Source organism: Corynebacterium sp. HMSC06C06 (assembly GCF_001807295.1).
Classification (GTDB): Bacteria; Actinomycetota; Actinomycetes; order Mycobacteriales; family Mycobacteriaceae; genus Corynebacterium; species Corynebacterium striatum.
In genome coordinates this window covers 1-19,325 of sequence record NZ_KV788496.1, presented here as the reverse complement: position 1 = coordinate 19,325, position 19,325 = coordinate 1, and the positions used below count along the sequence as shown (strand labels likewise).

The window sequence follows — 19,325 nt, the reverse complement described above, 5'->3', positions numbered from 1 at the left end:
CGCGGGCGCCGACGACTGAATACATTGTCTGTCATGTCTTCACATCCTGGAACTTCCCCGGCGCGCCTGCGTACTCGTTTCTTTGCCAAGGCAAAGGCTAAGGGCGCACCCTTTTCTTGTTTGACCAGTTATGACTGCATGACAGCTGCGGTATTCGATGAGGCGGGAATCGACTTGCTTTTGGTGGGTGATTCCTTGGCCAACGTGGTTTTGGGCCGCGAGACCACGCTCTCGCTGACCATGGAGGAGATGATTCCGCTCACGCGCGCGGTGGTTGAGGCCACCTCCCGCAGCTTCGTGGTGGTGGATCTGCCTTTTGGTTCCTATGAGGAATCCCCGGCGCAGGCTTTGCGCTCGGCGGTGCGCATGCTGAAGGAGACGGGCGCGCAGGCGGTCAAGATTGAGGGCGGCAAGGAGATTGCGCCGACGATTTCCGCTTTGGTTGCCGCGGGCATTCCGGTGTGCGCGCACATCGGGTTCACCCCGCAGTCAGTGCATGCGCTGGGTGGTTTCGTGGTGCAGGGCCGTGGCGAGGCGGCGGGGCGTTTGCTTGCCGACGCCCAGGCTGTTGCCACCGCAGGCGCCTTCGCCGTGGTCCTAGAGATGGTTCCGGCTGAGCTCGCAGCGCAGGTGACCAAGGAGGTCTCCATCCCCACCATCGGCATCGGCGCGGGCAATGCCTGCGATGGGCAGATTCTGGTCTGGACCGATGCTTTTGGCATGGGCACGGGCAAGACGCCGCGCTTTGTGCGCCAGTACACGGACTTGCGCACCGTGCTTTCCGACGCCGCCCGCGCCTATGCCGCCGACGTGGCTGAGCGTAAGTTTCCAAACGAGGCAGAGTCCTTTAGCGACTCTGTGAAAGAAGGTTAAGTAACCGTGCAGGTATTCACTACTAAAAAAGAACTCGTTGAGTTTCGTGCGCAGCAGGATGGTCAACGCCGCAGCGTGGGTCTCGTGCCCACGATGGGCGCGCTGCATGCAGGCCATGGCTCGCTGATTGAGGCGGCGCGGGAAGCTAACGACGTCGTCGTGGTTTCAGTCTTTGTCAATCCGCTGCAGTTTAGCGATTTGGGCGAGTGCGACGACTTCCGGAACTATCCACGCAACGTGGAGGCAGACGCGGCCTTCGCGGAATCACTAGGCGCCGATGCTGTCTTCGCCCCGAGCGTGGAGGAGATGTACCCGAGTGGCACCCCGCTAGCGTGGGTACGCACCGGGGCCATGGGTGAGGTGCTGGAAGGCGCCTCTCGGCCAGGGCACTTCGACGGCGTGGCTACGGTGGTCTCGAAGCTGTTTAATCTGGTGCGCCCCACCCGCGCATACTTTGGGCAAAAGGATGCCCAGCAGGTAGCGGTGTTGCGCCGGATGGTCGCAGACTTGGACTTCCCCGTGGAGCTGGTGGCTGCGCCCATCGTGCGCGCAGCGGATGGCTTGGCTGAGTCGAGCCGCAACCAGCGCCTAAACGATGCCGAGCGGACGCAGGCACTTGCGCTCTCGCGCACCCTCTTTGGCCTGCGGGACGGCAAGTTCAACTCCGCGGAGGAAGCGTCCAAAGCCCTAGATGCAAGCGATGGTGTACGGGTGGATTACCTCACGGTGGTGGATCCACAAACGCTTAAGCCGGTGGACGTTAATGCCCGCCCGGCTCTAGCGCTGGTTGCCGCACACGTGGGCCCGGTGCGGCTTATCGATAATCTCGAGCTCTAGCCCTCTTACTTGAGAAGGTGCTGGACTGCCTCACGCTCGGAGCGCAGCTCCTCCACGTTGGCCTGGATGCGCTCCTTTTGGAAATCGCTGAGTTCCAGCCCCTGGACGATCTCCCAGGTTCCGTTCTTGGCCACGGTGGGGAAGCCGAAGATGAGGCCCTCGTCCACGCCATAAGAGCCGTCAGAGACTACGGCTGCGGTGCGCCAGTCTTCGGTGCCGTGGATCCAGTCATGCATGTGGTCCACCGCTGCGGAGGCAGCAGAGGCAGCGGAAGAGTGACCGCGCACCTCGATGATCTCTGCTCCACGGTTAGCCACCTTGGGGATCATCTCGCCGGTGTACCAGTCCTGATCCACTTCCTCGTTGACGTAGGTGAGATCTGGGAACTGGGTGGCGGAGTGGTTGCCCCATACAGCAACCTTGGTGAACTCAGCGGTGGGGCGGCTCGTCTTGAGCGAGAGCTGGCTCAGGGTGCGGTTGTGGTCCAGACGCATCAACGCGTTGAACTGGCTCGGGTCAAGGTCCGGCGCGCTGTTTGCTGCGATGAAGGCGTTGGTGTTTGCTGGGTTGCCCACGACGAGCACGCGGACGTCGCGTGCAGCGTTGTCGTTGATAGCCTTGCCCTGGACCGTGAAAATGGCACCGTTTGCCTCAAGCAAGTCGGAGCGCTCCATCCCCTTGGAACGCGGGCGTGCACCAACCAAGAAGGCAGCCTTGGTGTCCTTGAAAGCTACGTCCGGATCATCGGTGACGGTGATGCCGCGCAGAAGCGGGAAGGCGGAGTCGGCCAGCTCCATGGCAACGCCCTCTGCAGCGCCGACGGCCTGCGGGATCTCCAACAGCGCGAGCTCTACTGGGGTGTCCTTGCCGTAGACGTCGCCAGCAGCAATACGCCACAAAAGTGAGTACGCAATGTTGCCGGCTGCACCGGTGACGGTGATCTTCACTGGTTGATTAGCAGCCTGGGTCATGTTCAGTCCTCCTAAGGAAAAGCGGTGCCAGAAATGGCGTTCTTCAATCCCCACCCTAGCCCTCTTTTGCCCGAAAGTGTCGTAGACTACTCCCCTCTTTCGGAGTCATCCTTAATCACAATTTCCACCAAATCACCCCCGAATGTCCCGCAGTTCGCGACTTTATTTTCACTTGAATCTCGGAAATGTTTGTTTTTCGGCACTATAGGAGGAGGAAAAGAGGAGAATCTAGGAAAGATTCGTACTGACATAGGACATCAAGGACGTAAAAATTATGACCATGGACGCCACTGATTCGGCTTCGACCGATTCCGTCGGCACCGCCGAACTCTCAGGCTCCGTCGAGCGAGTCATCGACGTAGCCATCGAGCAGTTTTCTGAGTTGGGTTTTGCTGACGCAAAGTTGGACAATATCTCCCGCCTCGCTGGCATGTCCAAGCGCATGATCCACTACCACTTCGGCGACAAGAAGGGGCTCTACCAGCAGGCTCTGAGCACGGCCGCGCGGCGCCTCAACCCGCCGGCGGGTTCTCTCGACATTGATTCAGCCGTCCCGGTAGAAGGCGTCCGCACGCTCGTTGACTGGCTATTCAAGCAGCACGTTAAGCACCCTGAAGCAATCCGCATGATGACCATGGAAACCTCCACAGGTGCTTTGGAGGCGGGCCAGGCGCTCATCGACGTCTCTGAGGTCTCCTTGCACCTCGACAAGCTACTCATGCTGGGTCAGGATTCCGGTGCGTTCCGCCCGGGTATTTCCGCCAATGACATCTTCACGCTCATTGCGTCGCTAACGATGTACCGCGTAACCAACCGTTCAATGATGCAGAACCTGCTGGATATCGACATGCACAGCCCAGAAAACACCGAGGGTATGCACCGCATGGCGGTCGACGCAGTCTTGGCTTTCCTCACCGCAAACATCCCGGACTCGGGGTACAGCTCTTATCTGTCCACGGGAGCCTCGGTGGAAGACAACGACTCAATCCCACAAGATATCTACTCCAGCGACGAAGACCAGAGCAGGTCTGACATCTACACCTAAACCTTTGCTCTTTAGCTTTATGCCTAAGGGGCCGCAGATCTTAAGTGATCTGCGGCCCCTTAAAGCCATCTGCCCTTAGGCGGATTCCTTTTCAGCGTCGGTGTAGACAAAGCTTGGCTCATCTTCGCCCTTCACGCAGGCCTCGGTGATGTGGACCGCAGTGATGTCTTCGCGGTCAGGCAATTCGTACATGATGGGTACCAGCAGCTCTTCCATGATCGCGCGCAGACCACGTGCACCGGTCTTACGCTCGAGCGCGAGCTCCGCGATAGCACCCAATGCCCCGTCCTCGAAGACGAGCTCCGCGCCGTCCATCTCAAACAGGCGCTGGTACTGCTTGACCAGTGAATTCTTCGGCTCGACCAAGACCTTGACCAAGGACTCGCGGTCAAGGTTATCCACGGTAGCCACAATGGGCAGACGGCCGATGAACTCAGGAATGAGGCCAAACTTCACAAGGTCCTCAGGGCGGACCTCGGAGAAGAGGTCGAGCTTCTCGCGCTCGTCCGCAGTCTCCAGTTTGGCGCCAAAGCCCACGCCCTTCTTGCCCACGCGCTCCGCGATGACCTTATCCAGGCCTGCGAACGCACCGGCGACGATGAAGAGAATGTTGGAGGTATCCAGCTGGATGAACTCCTGATTGGGGTGCTTGCGCCCACCCTGCGGCGGAATCGCAGCGACGGTGCCCTCGAGGATTTTCAGCAGCGCCTGCTGCACACCCTCGCCGGAGACGTCACGCGTGATCGAGGGATTCTCAGACTTGCGGGAAATCTTGTCCACCTCGTCGACGTAGATGATGCCGCGCTGTGCGCGCTCCACATCAAAGTCCGCCGCCTGGAGCAGCTTGAGGAGGATGTTTTCCACGTCCTCGCCCACGTAGCCCGCCTCGGTAAGGCTGGTTGCGTCCGCAATGGCAAACGGGACGTCGAGCATGCGCGCCAGAGTCTGCGCCAGGTAGGTCTTACCGGAACCGGTGGGACCAAGCAGCAAAATGTTGGACTTAGCAATCTCTACGTCCTCATCTTCGACCTTCTTGCGGCGCCCTTCAAGGCCCGCGGTCTCTTCTACCTTGATGCGCTTGTAGTGGTTGTACACAGCCACTGCAAGCACACGCTTAGCCTGATCCTGGCCTATGACGTACTTGTCGAGGAAGGAAGAAATCTCCGACGGACGGGGAAGTTTTACTTCCTTGTCCGCGGTCTCAGCAGCCGCAGCGGCGCCGAGCTCTTCTTCGATGATCTCGTTGCACAGCTCAATGCACTCATCACAGATGTAGACACCGCCGCCGGCGATGAGCTTTTTCACCTGCTTCTGGCTCTTGCCACAGAAGGAACACTTGAGCAGGTCAGCGCTTTCTTGCATACGTGCCATTAAGGTCTTTCCACTCGCTTTTCTTCAACTTGAGGTGGGCGGATTCCGATGCGGAGAGTACTCGTATCCTGCACACCAAGAAGGCGCGTCCCACAGATATCTCCACCTTAGTAAATCAACACGACACGACCCTCATTCATTCCTCCGCGTGGCGCAGCCTCAACCTTTGATTGATACCTCTCCAGGGCCGTTCATGAATTAAAAAAGCTACTCCGTAGACATAGACCAAGCTGTCCAGTACCTTGTCCGCAAGCAATCAGGACCTCCCCAAAAGGTCCTAAGTCATATCTTTAAAACAAACGCAAAGGTTGCAGCACACATGGATATCCGTAAGCTCATCGACAGCTCCCCTATGGGATTGCGGCAATGGTCTATCATTTTCGTTGCCTTGTACCTCAACGCTCTCGACGGCTATGACATGGTCGCGATGGCATTCGGCGCCGGCCAGGTGGCCGAAGCCTTCACCTTGAGTGACGTCCAGCTCGGCTGGCTGCTCTCCGCCGCCCTCATCGGCATCGGCCTGGGTTCCCTCTTCCTTGCCCCGACCGCCGACCGTATGGGCCGTACACGCCTTATCACCATCTCACTCTTCATCGACTTGGTGGGCCTAGTTGCCACGGCCTTCGCCCCGACTTTCGCTCTGCTCTTCATCTTCCGCGTTCTCACCGGCATCGGCGTCGGCGGCGTGCTCGTCTGCGTCACCGTCTTGGTCAGCGAATACTCGAATCTCCGCTTCCGAGGCCTGGCGGTGGCAATCTATGCCTCGGGCTACGGCCTGGGCGCTTCCTTGTGCGGCGTCATCGCATCGGCCGTGGCGCCGTCCCACGGTTGGCAGGCCATCTTCTGGGTAGGCGCCGGCCTTACCGTCGTCGCCATCGCACTGACCGTCCTCTTCGTTCCCGAGTCCGCTGACTTCCTGGCCGCTCGCGGCCGTATGGACAAGGTTCGCTCAATCGCCGCCAAGTTGGGCCTCAAGGGCGAGGTCACCGTCCGCGCCACCAAGGACGAAGAATCGCGCGCTTCCTTCAAGGACATTCTCTCCCCCTCCTTCGTACGCACAACCATCAAGCTGTGGCTGGCTTTCTCCTTCGTGATGTTCGCCTACAACTTCACCTCCCAGTGGACCCCGAAGCTGCTCACGGAGGAAGGCCTCACCTCGCAGCAGGGCGTCATCGGTGGCATCATGTTGTCCTTCGGCGGCACCATCGGTGCGCTCATCTTCGGATTCCTCACCACGAAGATCGATGCCCGCCCACTGCTCATCGTCTCGTGCTTGGTAGCCTCTGGCGTGCTCGTGGGGTTCATTTTCTCCACGTCCATCCCGACCCTGATGTTCTCCCTGGGAGTCGGCGCGGGCCTCACCTTGAATGCTTGCATCACCGGCCTGTACACGGTTGCTCCGGAGGCCTATCCGTCTGCACTGCGCACCACGGGTACCGGCGCTGCGATCGGCATCGCACGCGTGGGGGGGGCAACGCTCGCCCCGATCCTCGCTGGCTACCTCCTCAGCTCCGGCTGGACTCCGACGGGCCTGTACACACTCGCTGGTGCAACGGCACTTCTCGCCGCCCTTTCCCTCTTCGGTGTGCGCGCCTACTCCGCCAAGATTGCCGATGAAGCTCCAGCTTCTACGCCTGCTGACGCCGCGCTTTCCGACGCCCCTCTCACCAGCCGGGTTTAGCCTCTACGCTGGGAAGGTGGAAACCGCTTTTCATCTTCCCAGCCGAAGGAGACCCCATCATGTTCGACCTGACGAACCAAGTTGCCATCGTTACCGGTGGCGCCGCCGGCATCGGGCGCGGAATTGTATCCGCGCTGCGCGAAGCAGGCGCACACGTCGTCATTGCTGACATCGATCTAGAACACGCCCAAGCTACTGCCGCCGAGCTCGGCGCGGAGACCCTCAAGGTAGATGTCACCGACCGTGAATCCGTACGTGAGCTCTACCGCACTGTGGTGGACAAACACAGCCGCATCGACATCGTCTGTTCCAATGCGGGCGTATTCCCCAACTGCCCCTTGGACGAGATGACGGATGAAAAGTGGGAGGCGATGTTCGCCATCAACACCCACGGCACGTTCAAGGTGGTCCAGGAAGCACTGCCTTTTATGCGCAAGCAGAACTACGGCCGCATCGTCATCACGACTTCCATCACTGGTTCCCACACTGGCTTCCCAGGTTGGGCCCACTATGGGGCGTCGAAAGCCGCCCAGCAGGGCTTCATGCGCTCGGCAGCCCTCGAAGTCGCACGTGACAATATCACCATCAACGGCGTACTGCCGGGCAATATCTTGACCGAAGGCCTGGAGGGCCAAGGTCAGCAATACCTAGACCAGATGACTCGCTCGGTGCCGATGCACCGCCTCGGTACCCCTCGCGACATAGGAAATGCCGCCGTCTTCCTTGCGTCTCGTGAAGCAAGCTACATCACCGGCCAGACGCTCATTGTCGACGGCGGCCAAATCCTCCCCGAATCCCCCGAAGCTATCCTTCCTCCCCGTTAGCGGAAGGTAGCGAACTTCTTGACCACCCAGCGGCTCAGAGCCAGAATGATGACGCCCAGCACGATGGAGGCCACGCCAAGTGAGATAAAGAAGGTGTTCTCTGCGGTGGCATCCTCCGGGTTGTAGAAACCAGCCAGGGAGCCAGCCAAGGAGGTACCCATGGCAACGGCCATCATCCACACCGCCATCATGCGGGAGGGGAAGGCACGTGGCGCGACCTTGGTAGCAAGCGCGTTACCAACCGGGGACAGCAAAAGCTCGCCCATGGTGAACAGGAAGAGGATGCCAATGATGGCAAACATCGGCGTGGAATTTGCACCGGTACCGGAGTACGGCAGGAAGAAGAACAAAGAAATACCGATGATGATGTTGGCGGCACCGAACTTCACCGGCGTGGACCACTGACGGTTACCGAGCCTGGTCCACATCGTTGCGAAAACCGCAGAGAAGATCACGATGAAGATCGGGTTGAAGGACTGCACGAGTGACGGCGGAATCTCGATGCCGAAGACGTTACGGTCCAAGCGCACGTCCGCATAGATGGTCATGACGGTGAACTGCTGCTGGAAGATACCGAAGAACAAAACACCAGAGACAAACAGAGGGATAAATCCCAGCAGACGCTTCTTTTCTTCCGCATCAACCAGCTCGGAGAAGTACATCTGGCACCACAATACGATTGCCGCCAACAGAGCAACGGCAGTGACGATGTTGGATAGCCAATCGACCTTGATAACGCCGGTTGCGATGGAAACTACCGCAATTGCCGCGATGCCAAGGACCGCAGCTAGGCCGAGCAGCACCTGTTTGCTGCTAGCAGGGTTCGGGACCTCGTGGCCTGCATCCTTGATGGTGGACTTGCGCATCAGGGTGTACTGAATCAGGCCCGCGAACATGCCGATTGCCGCGAGGCCAAAGCCCCAGTGGAATCCCTTCCAGCCCCACATGATCGTTGTGATCAACGGGCCGAATAGAGCGCCGATGTTGACCCCCATGTAGAAAATGGAGAAACCACCGTCACGGCGGGTGTCATCACGGCTATATAGCGAGCCAAGCACCACTTGGGCGGTGGTCTTCACACCGCCGGAACCGATGGCTATGAGAACCAAACCAATCGCCAGACCCGTAACGTCCGGAATAAACGCTAGGGCGATATGACCGAGCATCACCAGGTTCGCGGAGTAGAACAGGGTGCGCTCCGGGCCCAAAATTCGGTCTGCAACTAAAGAGGCCAGAAGGCAGGCCATATAGACCAGACCGCCGTAGGCACCAACCACGGACGTTGCAGCGGTCTTGTCCATGCCCAGTCCGCCATCGGTGACGGAGTAGTACATATAGAGCAAGACGATCGACTGCATGCCGTAGAAGCTGAAACGCTCCCACATCTCGATGCCAAATAGGTTGGCTAGGCCCCACGGATGCCCGAAGAACAGTCTTTCTTCAGACTCCGCTTTGTGTTCTGTCGCACCAGACAACTGCGTATTGTGATCTGACATATAAATAGTTGAGCACTAATTCTCGGTAGCAACAAATCGGTTGGTTGCCCGAAATAATTTTTAAGGCACGCAGCTGCAGAAAATTCCACGTCACGGCCCCGCACTGCGAAAACTTTCACACGCATATTTGCAACCGAAAAGACCGCGAACCGGAGCATCAACTTCCACTTCCGCCGTTCACTCTTGACGACGTAACAAAGCTCGCTTGTGGTTACTCACATAGGTGTTAAACCCACAAACCCATAAACCACCTTGGTAACCGTCACACATCCACCCGTAGGACGGACTTGGGTGATACTCCAAGACCTATAGAACTGAAAAGATTAAAGCCCTTGCACCACATATACGGTGCAAGGGCTTTGGCTCAATTACTACGTTTTAAGCGTTGAGCTTACGGTAATCAAAGACGGTATCGATGAGGCCGTACTCTACTGCCTCGTGGGCAGTCAGGATCTTGTCACGATCGGTATCGATGCGAACCTGCTCCGCAGTACGGCCGGTGTGCTCAGCCAAGGTGTTCTCCATGAGGCGGCGCATGCGCTCGATCTCGTTAGCCTCGATCTCTAGGTCAGAAACCTGGCCCTGGGTGCCCTGGGTGCGTGGCTGGTGAATCAACACGCGGGAGTTCGGCAGTGCCGCACGCTTGCCCGGTGCACCGGCAGCCAGCAGGACGGCAGCTGCGGAAGCAGCCTGGCCCAGGCACACGGTCTGCACATCAGGACGTACGTAGCGCATGGTGTCGTAGATAGCCATCAGCGCGGTAAAGGAGCCACCCGGGGAGTTGATGTACATGGTGATGTCGCGATCTGGGTCCTGAGACTCGAGGACCAGTAGCTGCGCCATGATGTCATTCGCCGAGGTGTCATCAACCTGGGTGCCAAGGAAGATGATGCGCTCTTCGAAAAGCTTGGAGTACGGGTTGGTGGTCTTAGAGCCTTGTGCGTTCTGCTCGATGAATTCCGGCAAAACGTAGCGGGAATTAGGCATTTGAAGGTTAGACATAGTGATAATTCTCCTTATTCCCTAGTTGCTAATCGGGCCGTTTACGGACTCGATGACGTGGTCAACGATGCCGTATTCCTTGGCCTGTTGTGCGGTGAACCAACGGTCACGGTCAGAATCCTTGGTGATTTGCTCAAAGCTCTGGCCGGTGTGCTCAGCGATCAGCTGCGCCATTTCACGCTTGGTCTGAGCAAACTGCTCAGCCTGGATGGCGATGTCAGCAGCGGTGCCACCCACGCCAGCGGAAGGCTGGTGCATCATGATGCGAGCGTGTGGCAGAGCGTAGCGCTTGCCCTTAGTGCCGCCGGAGAGCAAGAACTGGCCCATGGAAGCTGCCAAGCCCATGCCATAGGTGGCAATATCGCATGGCGAGTACTTCATGGTGTCGTAAATAGCCATACCCGCCGTGACGGAGCCGCCCGGGGAGTTGATGTACAGGGAGATGTCCCGAGTTGGGTCCTCAGCGGACAGAAGCAGAATCTGTGCGCAGAGCTTGTTGGCGATTTCATCGTCCACCTGGGTTCCCAGGAAGATAATGCGCTCGCGCAAGAGGCGCTCATAGACGCTATCGCCCAGGCTCATACCAGTAGCGGATGAGTTCATTGAAATCTTCTCAGACATTAATGATGCTCCTTCAATTGAAGAATTTTTAACTGGCCCCACCTTACCGACATTCTTCTCAAATTGGGCCCCTGTTCGCTATGAGCGTTGGAAGCGCTACGTCAGCACACACTAAGGTGCTGGGTTAAGATTTACCCATGTCTGTTTCCGAGCTTTCCACTAGCACACAGAATTATTTGAAAGCCATCTGGGGGCTAAAGGAATGGTCATCTGAGCCCGTAACCGCCACACTTATTTCAGCACGGTTAGGGCTCAAACTCTCCTCAGTCTCCGATGCAGTGCGCAAAATGACCAAGCAAGGGTTGGTATCACACACACCTTACGGAGCAGTGGAGCTCACCGGTCGGGGTAGACAGTATGCATTGGATATGGTGCGCCGTCACCGATTGCTTGAATCTTTCTTGGTACAGGCATTGGACTATACATGGGACGAAGTCCATGACGAAGCAGAAAATCTCGAACACGCAGTGTCGGACATGCTGATAGAGCGCGTGGACAAATTCCTCAATTTTCCCAGTAGGGATCCACATGGCGATCCTATTCCCACAGCCGATGGGAACATCACGATTCCTCGTGCACACCGACTCTCTGACAGCGGAGCACAATCTCAGGTGATCGTTGAACGGATCTCCGATTCCGACCCACAACTACTAGCTTTCCTGAAAGAACACGGCATTGTCACGGGTGCCGTTCTAGACACGCGCGAAGGAGCCCCCTTTTCAGACTCACTCGAAGTTCGAGTATTTGGTAGCGCTCCGTGGGTACTGCTCGGGCGCCCGGCTACCGACGCAGTTTTTGTAGCTCCTCATACCCCATAAAAGCCATCCCCTCCGCCTAAACCTAAGATTACCTGCGTTTTTAAAATATACGTCGCACCGTAGTTTGCAACTACGCCCACACGTAATTAACCTATCGGATATCACATATCCCACGAATGGCTCAGGCCAGGATGAGCAGGATTGCTATGTCAGACTCACCAGATTTGGTGTACTTTTCGAGCGTTTCTGAAAACACAAAAAGATTTGTGGAACGCCTAGGCAGACCCGCAGTGCGAATTCCACTACGGCCCAAGAAAAACGGAATGATCCAGGTTTCACACCCGTATGTACTCGTCGTCCCCACCTACGGAGGCGGCTCTCTCAAACGCGCGGTTCCTAAACAGGTCATCGCTTTCCTTAACGACCCAATCAATCGATCCTTTATCCGCGGCGTCATTTCCTCAGGAAACACCAATTTCGGTAACGCCTACTGCGTAGCCGGCCAAATCATTTCCGCCAAGTGCCACGTGCCCGAGCTGTATCACTTCGAGCTACTCGGCACCCAAAAAGATATTGACACCGTAAAACAAGGTCTTCACAAGTTTTGGGAACAGCAAGAACACGTCAAAAGATGAAGAACACGTCCGGACCACACAGATTGGACTACACAATGACCCCTCCGCAGACCACACCCGCGCAGCCTGTTGACGCAACCCATCGCATCACCACCGGTGCTAACGACGAGAGCGGCGTTGGTAAGCGCAAAAGTTACCATGCGCTCAACGCGCAGCTGAACTTATTCGATTCTTCCGGGAGAATTCAGTTCGACAAAGACATTCAGGCAGCACAGGATTATTTAGCCCACCATGTTGCTCCCCGCATGCGCACATTTAGCTCCACCACGGAACGCCTGGAATGGTTAGTAGATAATGAATACTATGAGCGGGGTTTCCTCGAACTTTACGAGGACGAGTTCCTGTGCGCCATATATGACAGAGCACATCGCGCCCAGCATCGGTTCCGCACATTCCTCGGCGCATTTAAGTTCTTTACTTCCTACGCGCTAAAAACCTTTGACGGCTCGACACTCCTCGAAGGCTACGAAGAACGCGTCACCACCACAGCTCTTTACCTGGCACAAGGCGACAAAGCTCTTGCAGAGAAACTGGTGGACGACATCATGTCCGGACGATTCCAGCCCGCCACCCCTACTTTTCTCAACGCAGGCAAGGCTCAGCGCGGCGAAATGGTGTCTTGCTTCCTCCTGCGAATAGAAGACAACTTGGAGAGCATTGGCCGCAGTGTGAACTCCGCGCTACAGCTATCAAAACGCGGCGGTGGCGTGGCCCTATTGCTAAGCAATCTGCGCGAATCCGGAGCCCCGATCAAAAAGATTGAGAACCAAGCATCCGGCGTAGTCCCAGTTATGAAGATTCTGGAGGATAGTTTCAGCTATGCCAACCAACTGGGAGCCCGCCAGGGCGCTGGGGCTGTCTACCTGCATGCGCATCACCCAGATATTCTTCGCTTCCTCGATACCAAACGGGAAAATGCAGATGAAAAAGTTCGCATCAAGACCCTTTCACTGGGTGTCGTTATTCCGGATATAACGTTTCGCCTGGCCAAAGAGAACAAGGACATGCATCTGTTTAGTCCTTATGACATTGCTCGCGAATACGGCGTGCCCATGTCCGACATGTCTATCACCGAGCATTACGACGAGCTGGTGACCAATCCGCGAATTTCGCACACCACCATCAAAGCCAGGGAGTTTTTCACTACGCTTGCTGAGCTTCAATTTGAATCTGGCTACCCCTATATCCTCTTCGAAGATACGGTCAATCGCTCTAATCCCCTCAAAGGGCATATCAATATGTCCAACCTGTGTAGCGAGATCCTTCAAGTCAACGCGCCATCCACTCTTGACCCATCTGGCAATTACGCCACCATCGGCCAAGACATTTCATGCAATCTGGGTTCGCTCAACATCGCTAAGGCCTTTGAATCACCGGATTTTGGAGCAACTGTAGAAACCGCAGTGCGCGCGCTCACCCAAGTCTCAGAACTTACCGACATCGAAGCAGTTCCTTCCATTGCTAAAGGCAATGAATCCATGCACGCGATTGGTTTGGGGCAGATGAATCTCCATGGTTTCCTTGCTTCCAAACGGATTCACTATGGCTGCGCCGAGGCTTTGGACTTTACCAACTTCTATTTCCTGACTGTGACCTATCATGCGCTGCGCACATCCCATGCGTTAGCGGTAGAGAAAGGTCAGCGATTCCAGGGTTTTGAAGACTCTGCTTATGCCTCCGGCGCATTCTTCGACAAGTATCTCAAACAGGAATGGGTACCTGCCACCAAGCGAGTAGAGCAGCTTTTCCATGAAGCAGGCGTGCGGATTCCTACACGCGAGGACTGGCTGAAATTAAAGAATCAGGTGGCCCGAGACGGAATATATAACGCCTATCTACAAGCAGTTCCCCCCACTGGATCAATTTCCTACATCAATGATTCGACTGCATCCATCCACCCGATTGCCTCCAAGATCGAAATTCGCAAGGAAGGCCGCTTGGGGCGCGTGTACTACCCCGCGCCGGGAATGACCAACGACAATGTGGAGTATTTCGAGGACTCTTTCACCGTGGGATACGAGAAAATCATTGATACCTACGCCATGGCCACGCAGCACGTGGACCAAGGCCTTTCTCTGACCTTGTTCTTTACTGCCGACAGCACCACTAGGGATATCAACAGGGCGCAAATCTATGCCTGGAAGGCCGGCATCAAGACCTTGTACTACATCCGTTTACGCCAATCCGCGCTCCAAGGCACTGAGGTCGAAGGCTGCGTCTCCTGCGCTTTGTAGGAGCACTGACCTCCCATCTTTTGCACTACCAATTCACCCGAAAGGAAAAAGTAATGACTTCAGCATCGAACGCTGCTGCGTTAACCAGCATCTCTGTTACGCCTCCGGGCTTCCGCCATGATCCCTCAGCCCGCATCCGCCCCATCAATTGGAACCGTGTGAGTGACGAAAAGGATCTTGAAGTATGGAACCGGCTCACCGCCAATTTCTGGCTGCCGGAGAAAGTGCCGCTTTCTAATGATCTCTCAGCCTGGCAGAAAATGACGCCCTCAGAGCGTAACCTCACCATGCGGGTGTTCACAGGCCTGACCACTCTAGATACCGTGCAGGCTACCGTGGGAGAAATCTGCCAAATTCAAGACGCCCGCACCGAGCATGAGCAGGCCGTTTACACCAACATTGCCTTCATGCAATCAGTTCACGCCCGTTCTTACTCTTCAGTGTTTTCTACGCTAAGCAGCACAAAGGAAATCGACGAAGCCTACCGCTGGGCGGTGAATAATGACCTTCTCCAAGCACGTGCCAAGAAAGTCCTCACACACTATTACGGGCCAGATCCGCTCAAGCGCAAGGTATCATCGACGCTGCTTTCTTCGCTCCTTCTATACGCAGGTTTCTATCTCCCCTTACACTTTTCTGTCCACGCCACCCTGACCAATACGGCAGACATGATTCGCCTCATTCTGCGTGACAAGGCAGTACACGGTTACTACTCGGGATATAAATACCAGCGTGGCCTAGAATCTTCTTCTCCTCAAAGGCAACAAGAGATGAAGAATTTCACCATCTCTTTGCTCGAGGAGCTCTATTCCCTAGAGCTGGAATACTCCGGCGAACTATATGAACCATTAGGACTCATGGACGATGTAGCCGTATTCGTTCGCTATAACGCAAATAAGGCCCTGATGAACTTGGGCTACCCAGATTACTTCCCACCTGAGGAAACGGAAGTTAACCCAGAAATTCTCGCCGCCCTAGCTCCTGGAGCAGATGAGAACCATGACTTCTTCTCTGGTTCAGGCTCCTCCTATGTCATTGGTACCGCTGAAGAAACGAGTGATGATGACTGGGATTTCTAATCCCTTCCCACGACCAGACCAAGGAAGCTGGCTTGAAACCATTGCATTGTTTGAGGCTATTCGTGAAGGAAACCAACCTGCGGCATTGCGGCTGCTACAAACCTCGGCCGCACGCGAGGCCGTCCTGGGAGGGCTCTTGGGCCTAATTGAACTGTATTTCCGTAATGAAGAAGATGACAAAGTAGAGGGATTTCTCGCTGCCGCCCACAGTGCCGGCCCGCCGCCAGCTTTCGGTTGCAAGCCTTTTCTCCCTTAATCCAGCCCCAATGAAGAAAGAAGGTTCAGTATGACTTCCACCCCACGCATCACCGTTATCGTAGGTAGCCTGCGTCGCGGATCAATTGCGCGCAAGATTGCGCACGAAGTACTCACAATGATCCCGAAAGACTACGAGGCAAACATCCTCGAAATCCGCAACTTGCCCCTTTATGACTTCGACTACGATGATCCCGCGGTCACGGACAAGCCAACTCCGTCCGCGTACACCACCTTCCGCGACACCATCAAGAACTCTAGCGGAGTCCTTTTCATTACGCCCGAAAACAACCGCACAATCCCCGCATGCCTCAAAAACGCGGTGGACATCGGTTCTAAACCCAACTCAGATGTGGCTTGGAAGAACCTTCCCGCAGGAATCATCAGCCACTCCGTAGGGCGCATGGGTGGGTACAGCTCACAAAAGAACCTCCGATTGGCCCTGTCTTACTTTGATATGCCTTTTCCTGGGCAGCCCGAGGTATTCCTCGGCCAATCACCCACCCTTTTCGAAGACTCGGGCCGCCTTAATGACCACACCGCAGAATTTGTGAAGGACTACGTCATGCGCTTCCTGGCTCTGGTGGACAATGCCTTAACCAGCTAGGACCCACGCACATCTCTAGAGGTGTTATGTCCATGAGGTTTTTGGACTTGGAGTCCAGCTACTTTGTGGACGCGGAGTCTAGGGACTTTGTGGACGCGGAGTCTCCCCGCTTTTTGGACGGGGAGTCCACGGAGTTTTTGTACTGGTGCTAGCTTGGCTTCTTCCGGCGGCTTGGCCGTGGCCCAGAGAGGTTGGGTGGGCTTTAGCTCTGGGGGTTGTCGGTGCCACATGCCGACAACGTGGTTTATGTTGATTTGACCGCCGGGTGGACGCTGATTCAGTTGGATCGGTAGCGGAAATGAAAATAGTTTCTCACTGCTGAGCGCGGGTAGTTGGTACCGCGGTTACGGCTCCGTGGTACTGCCTGTTTCCGGTTAGTTGGTACCACAGCCGGGGGTTGACCGGCGAGAGCCCAGAAGCGAAGTCGGGTTTCGCCGGTCAGTGAAGGTTAGCTGTCTACGGTTGTTTAAGCGTGCGCGAGGTGTTGGCGCATGTCGTAGTCGCCGAGTTCGATGCGCTGTCCGGCGTTGAGTCTGCTGACCAGTGAGTCTGCTCCGACGGGGTCAGGGAGTTTCTTTATCCAGTAGGCCGCAGTTGTTTGGGAGACGATGATGGTCGGCAGTCTGCCGTCGCGGTCGAATATGATCTTGGTTAGGTCTTCTTGTCCGCGCTGGTTGATTCCTATCGTTAGGAAATCATCAAGGATGAGTACATCAATGTTTTGTAGCCTGCGCATTTTAGCTACGTAGCGTTCATCTGCCGGCGGGAAGGCCGCTAATTCATCGACGAGCTGATCCAGTCGGTAGTAGGCGACGCTGTATTCGACCTGGCAGGCAGCAATACCGATAGCGCAGGCGATGTAGGTTTTACCTGCACCGGTCGGTGCCAGGACGTGCACATTGGAAGGTTCGTCGCGCCAGGGTGTTGCGGCCAGTCGTTTGAGCTGGCGTAGATTCAACCTTCGTTCATCGGGGTTGATCAGCTCGGCGAGTGTTGCTCCCGGATAGCGGAATTTGGCTTGGGCTATGGCTTTGACGATGTTGGTTTGCCGACGCTTGGCTGCGGTTTCTTCCACTGCCTTTAAGAAGATCTCCTCTGGTAGAGCGGTGTTGGCGTCATCGGCAGCGGCCAGGTCGAAGAAGATATCGGCGAAGGTCGACAGACGCAGTTTACGCAGTGTAGCGCGCATGTCGTCGTCAAGATTGATGGTGGTCATGGTGGTCTAGGCCTCCTTCTTCGAGGTCGCGGTTGGGGTGTCGTAGTAGCTGGCGGGGCGCAGGAACACTGCATCAGGGATGGCGGTGATATCTACAGTGCGCGACTGGCCTTGATCGACCTGGACTGCTGGCGTTTGGTTAAGGGTGTGACCGTTGCGGGCGATGTCGGCTTGAATCCGTGCGATGACCTGCATGTTGGGGGCCAGGTTATGGTCGATGACTTGCTGGCAGGCAGGCTCTAGCGTGGTCTTGTTGTGCTTGTTTCCCAGCTTGACGAGTACGTTGCGGGCGGTATGCAGTCCGCGGGGTATGGCTTTGGCGTTGCGGTCCAAGATTGATAAGACAACCTTGGTGGTTGCCGGCCCAAACGACGAGGCCCGAGCAAGCAGCTCGTTGCGGGTAAGAGGTTTGATCCCAGCGATATCCTTGTCCGGGGTATGTGCCGGATCGGTGCAATAGCGGTACTTGAACCCGTGCATGCGCGAGTGTTCTGCAACCAGCTCGTCACCGTCGAAGATGCTGACCAGGCTGTTGGTCAGCCGTGCCCGCAGAGTCTTGCCGATGTACTGAAACGGCACCGAGTAGTACTGGTAATCGCAGCAGATATGCCAGTTACGGTCGACTTTGACAGCCCGCCAGGACACTTCCGTAAACGGAGTATCCGGCAAGTCACGCATCATGGGTGCTTCATCCGCATCAAATAGCTCCCTGCGAGTGAGCCCATCAGGCCTAGGCATGTTCATGTTGATGTCGTCGACGCGCTGGGCGATAGTCTCGTTGAGCTCATCGAGGCTGTAGAAGGTCATCCCGTCGAAGTAGCCGAGGATGCGCGTGTAGACGAGTTGGACGGCACGTTCCACAGCAGCTTTATCCCGAGGTTTTCCAGGCCGGGCTGGCACGAGGAGGATGTCGTAGTAGTCGGCGAAGTCGGCGTAGCGTTCTTGGATGCGCCGGCCGGGCTTGTTCTTCACCGGACGGTAAGTCGCGGTCGGTGCGTTATCGGGCACGATGATGCCAGGACGTTTGCCGAGGTAGTCCAAGGCTTTCACATGGCAGGAAATCCAGTTGTCCATCTTCTCGTTAGCTGTTGCTGTCACAAACAACAGTGAAGAATACGGGCAGATGGCCACGAATAAGCTGGCTTTCATGCCGACGTCGCCGGTGGCTTTATCGATGATGGAAACCTTGTCGCCGGCCCAGTCGACGTAAAGTTCCTGGCCTGGCTCGTGTTCGATAATCGAGGTCATTCCAGAGGTGCGGATGTGGGTGCGCAGTCGTTCGCAGAACTGGGAGTACTGATACTTCGACTCACCTTCACCAGCAGGTGCAGCAACGTAGTCCATCCACAGCTTGTGGCGAGTGAGATGCTTGTTGTTGGCAAGGCGCTTGGCGAGCTTTTCAAAGTCTGGCTGGTCGTAGCGCTTGCGACGGGCCCCACGGTGGTCGCTGAAGTGCTCGTCGAAGAATGATGGATCCAGCTGAGCAAACGACTCCTTAGTGATGCCGTGGCCAGCGATGAGTGTCTTGACTTTGGCGATATCGCGTCTAGAACAGCCAAGCGCTGCTGCGATAGCGGAGTAGGTTGCCCCATCTAAACACAGTGCCATGATGTCTTTGAAGTTGGCCATGAAAGGCCCTCCTTAAGGTCATGAAAGGTGATGACGCGCCGGCACAGGTTGTGCCCACGCCACCTATACAATGACCGAAAATGATTGACGGTACCACCTACCCGGAAACCCGGTACCAACTACGCGGATTACCGGTACCAACTACGACGAACCGGCATCTCACCGTCGTGATCAGTAAAAAATTCCGCATA

The 19,325-nt window shown here is 56.3% G+C and carries 17 protein-coding genes; 10 read left to right on the top strand and 7 right to left on the bottom strand.

Annotated features, from left to right (window positions below):
• Window positions 1-33: 33 nt before the first annotated feature.
• Together panB and panC are read left to right on the top strand one after the other, a co-directional pair.
• Complete coding sequence (gene panB / locus HMPREF3153_RS07390) at window positions 34-873, top strand: 3-methyl-2-oxobutanoate hydroxymethyltransferase (protein ID WP_070420468.1); 840 nt, start codon at window positions 34-36, stop codon at window positions 871-873.
• A 6-nt stretch (window positions 874-879) separates the two neighbouring features.
• Window positions 880-1,710 (top strand): pantoate--beta-alanine ligase, encoded by an 831-nt coding sequence (gene panC, locus HMPREF3153_RS07385; RefSeq protein ID WP_070420467.1) that lies wholly within the window; start codon window positions 880-882, stop codon window positions 1,708-1,710.
• A gap of 5 nt (window positions 1,711-1,715) precedes the next feature.
• Here panC and HMPREF3153_RS07380 read toward each other — a convergent pair whose 3' ends face one another.
• Window positions 1,716-2,681, bottom strand: a complete 966-nt coding sequence (locus tag HMPREF3153_RS07380; protein WP_070420466.1) for a malate dehydrogenase — start codon at window positions 2,679-2,681, stop codon at window positions 1,716-1,718.
• Window positions 2,682-2,955: 274 nt separating this feature from the next.
• Here HMPREF3153_RS07380 and HMPREF3153_RS07375 point away from each other — a divergent pair, with 274 nt between their 5' ends.
• The gene (locus HMPREF3153_RS07375) at window positions 2,956-3,726 is read left to right on the top strand and encodes a TetR/AcrR family transcriptional regulator (RefSeq protein ID WP_070420465.1); all 771 of its coding nucleotides are present in this window, start codon (window positions 2,956-2,958) and stop codon (window positions 3,724-3,726) included.
• Between the two features lie 75 nt (window positions 3,727-3,801).
• Here the strand turns inward: HMPREF3153_RS07375 and clpX are convergent, their stop codons facing one another.
• Window positions 3,802-5,097 (bottom strand): ATP-dependent Clp protease ATP-binding subunit ClpX, encoded by a 1,296-nt coding sequence (gene clpX, locus HMPREF3153_RS07370; protein ID WP_049151628.1) that lies wholly within the window; start codon window positions 5,095-5,097, stop codon window positions 3,802-3,804.
• 319 nt (window positions 5,098-5,416) lie between these two features.
• Here clpX and HMPREF3153_RS07365 point away from each other — a divergent pair, with 319 nt between their 5' ends.
• Window positions 5,417-6,778 carry an MFS transporter gene (locus tag HMPREF3153_RS07365; RefSeq protein WP_070420464.1) on the top strand — a complete coding sequence of 454 codons (1,362 nt, stop codon included), beginning with the start codon at window positions 5,417-5,419 and terminating at the stop codon, window positions 6,776-6,778.
• 59 nt (window positions 6,779-6,837) lie between these two features.
• A complete protein-coding gene (gene fabG, locus HMPREF3153_RS07360) occupies window positions 6,838-7,602 on the top strand; it encodes a 3-oxoacyl-ACP reductase FabG (protein WP_070420463.1) in 765 nt (254 codons plus the stop codon).
• On the opposite strand, the gene HMPREF3153_RS07355 is transcribed toward fabG, so the two are convergent.
• The 3 genes from HMPREF3153_RS07355 to HMPREF3153_RS07345 all read right to left on the bottom strand — a co-directional run bounded on the left by HMPREF3153_RS07355 (window position 7,599) and on the right by HMPREF3153_RS07345 (window position 10,721).
• Window positions 7,599-9,098, bottom strand: coding sequence for a peptide MFS transporter (locus tag HMPREF3153_RS07355; protein ID WP_005531781.1), 1,500 nt, complete (start codon window positions 9,096-9,098; stop codon window positions 7,599-7,601). The genes fabG and HMPREF3153_RS07355 overlap by 4 nt on opposite strands.
• A gap of 378 nt (window positions 9,099-9,476) precedes the next feature.
• On the bottom strand, window positions 9,477-10,100 hold the full coding sequence (locus tag HMPREF3153_RS07350; RefSeq protein WP_005531782.1) for an ATP-dependent Clp protease proteolytic subunit: 624 nt from the start codon (window positions 10,098-10,100) through the stop codon (window positions 9,477-9,479).
• A 21-nt stretch (window positions 10,101-10,121) separates the two neighbouring features.
• Complete coding sequence (locus HMPREF3153_RS07345) at window positions 10,122-10,721, bottom strand: ATP-dependent Clp protease proteolytic subunit (RefSeq protein ID WP_005531783.1); 600 nt, start codon at window positions 10,719-10,721, stop codon at window positions 10,122-10,124.
• A gap of 137 nt (window positions 10,722-10,858) precedes the next feature.
• Between HMPREF3153_RS07345 and HMPREF3153_RS07340 the strand changes: the two genes are divergently transcribed.
• The 5 genes from HMPREF3153_RS07340 (at window position 10,859) to HMPREF3153_RS07320 (ending at window position 16,289) form a co-directional block, all read left to right on the top strand.
• The gene (locus HMPREF3153_RS07340; protein WP_005531784.1) at window positions 10,859-11,539 is read left to right on the top strand and encodes a metal-dependent transcriptional regulator; all 681 of its coding nucleotides are present in this window, start codon (window positions 10,859-10,861) and stop codon (window positions 11,537-11,539) included.
• A gap of 116 nt (window positions 11,540-11,655) precedes the next feature.
• Complete coding sequence (gene nrdI, locus HMPREF3153_RS07335) at window positions 11,656-12,114, top strand: class Ib ribonucleoside-diphosphate reductase assembly flavoprotein NrdI (protein ID WP_034657571.1); 459 nt, start codon at window positions 11,656-11,658, stop codon at window positions 12,112-12,114.
• A 35-nt stretch (window positions 12,115-12,149) separates the two neighbouring features.
• On the top strand, window positions 12,150-14,348 hold the full coding sequence (gene nrdE, locus HMPREF3153_RS07330; protein WP_034657573.1) for a class 1b ribonucleoside-diphosphate reductase subunit alpha: 2,199 nt from the start codon (window positions 12,150-12,152) through the stop codon (window positions 14,346-14,348).
• Between the two features lie 53 nt (window positions 14,349-14,401).
• Window positions 14,402-15,427, top strand: a complete 1,026-nt coding sequence (gene nrdF / locus HMPREF3153_RS07325; protein ID WP_080970012.1) for a class 1b ribonucleoside-diphosphate reductase subunit beta — start codon at window positions 14,402-14,404, stop codon at window positions 15,425-15,427.
• A 286-nt stretch (window positions 15,428-15,713) separates the two neighbouring features.
• Window positions 15,714-16,289: an NADPH-dependent FMN reductase gene (locus tag HMPREF3153_RS07320; protein ID WP_034657575.1), complete on the top strand. Its 576-nt coding sequence runs from the start codon at window positions 15,714-15,716 to the stop codon at window positions 16,287-16,289.
• Window positions 16,290-16,755: 466 nt separating this feature from the next.
• Here the strand turns inward: HMPREF3153_RS07320 and HMPREF3153_RS07315 are convergent, their stop codons facing one another.
• Window positions 16,756-17,505, bottom strand: a complete 750-nt coding sequence (locus tag HMPREF3153_RS07315) for an ATP-binding protein (RefSeq protein WP_070420462.1) — start codon at window positions 17,503-17,505, stop codon at window positions 16,756-16,758.
• A 6-nt stretch (window positions 17,506-17,511) separates the two neighbouring features.
• Window positions 17,512-19,134 (bottom strand): IS21 family transposase, encoded by a 1,623-nt coding sequence (gene istA / locus HMPREF3153_RS07310; protein WP_070420461.1) that lies wholly within the window; start codon window positions 19,132-19,134, stop codon window positions 17,512-17,514.
• Window positions 19,135-19,325: the final 191 nt, after the last annotated feature.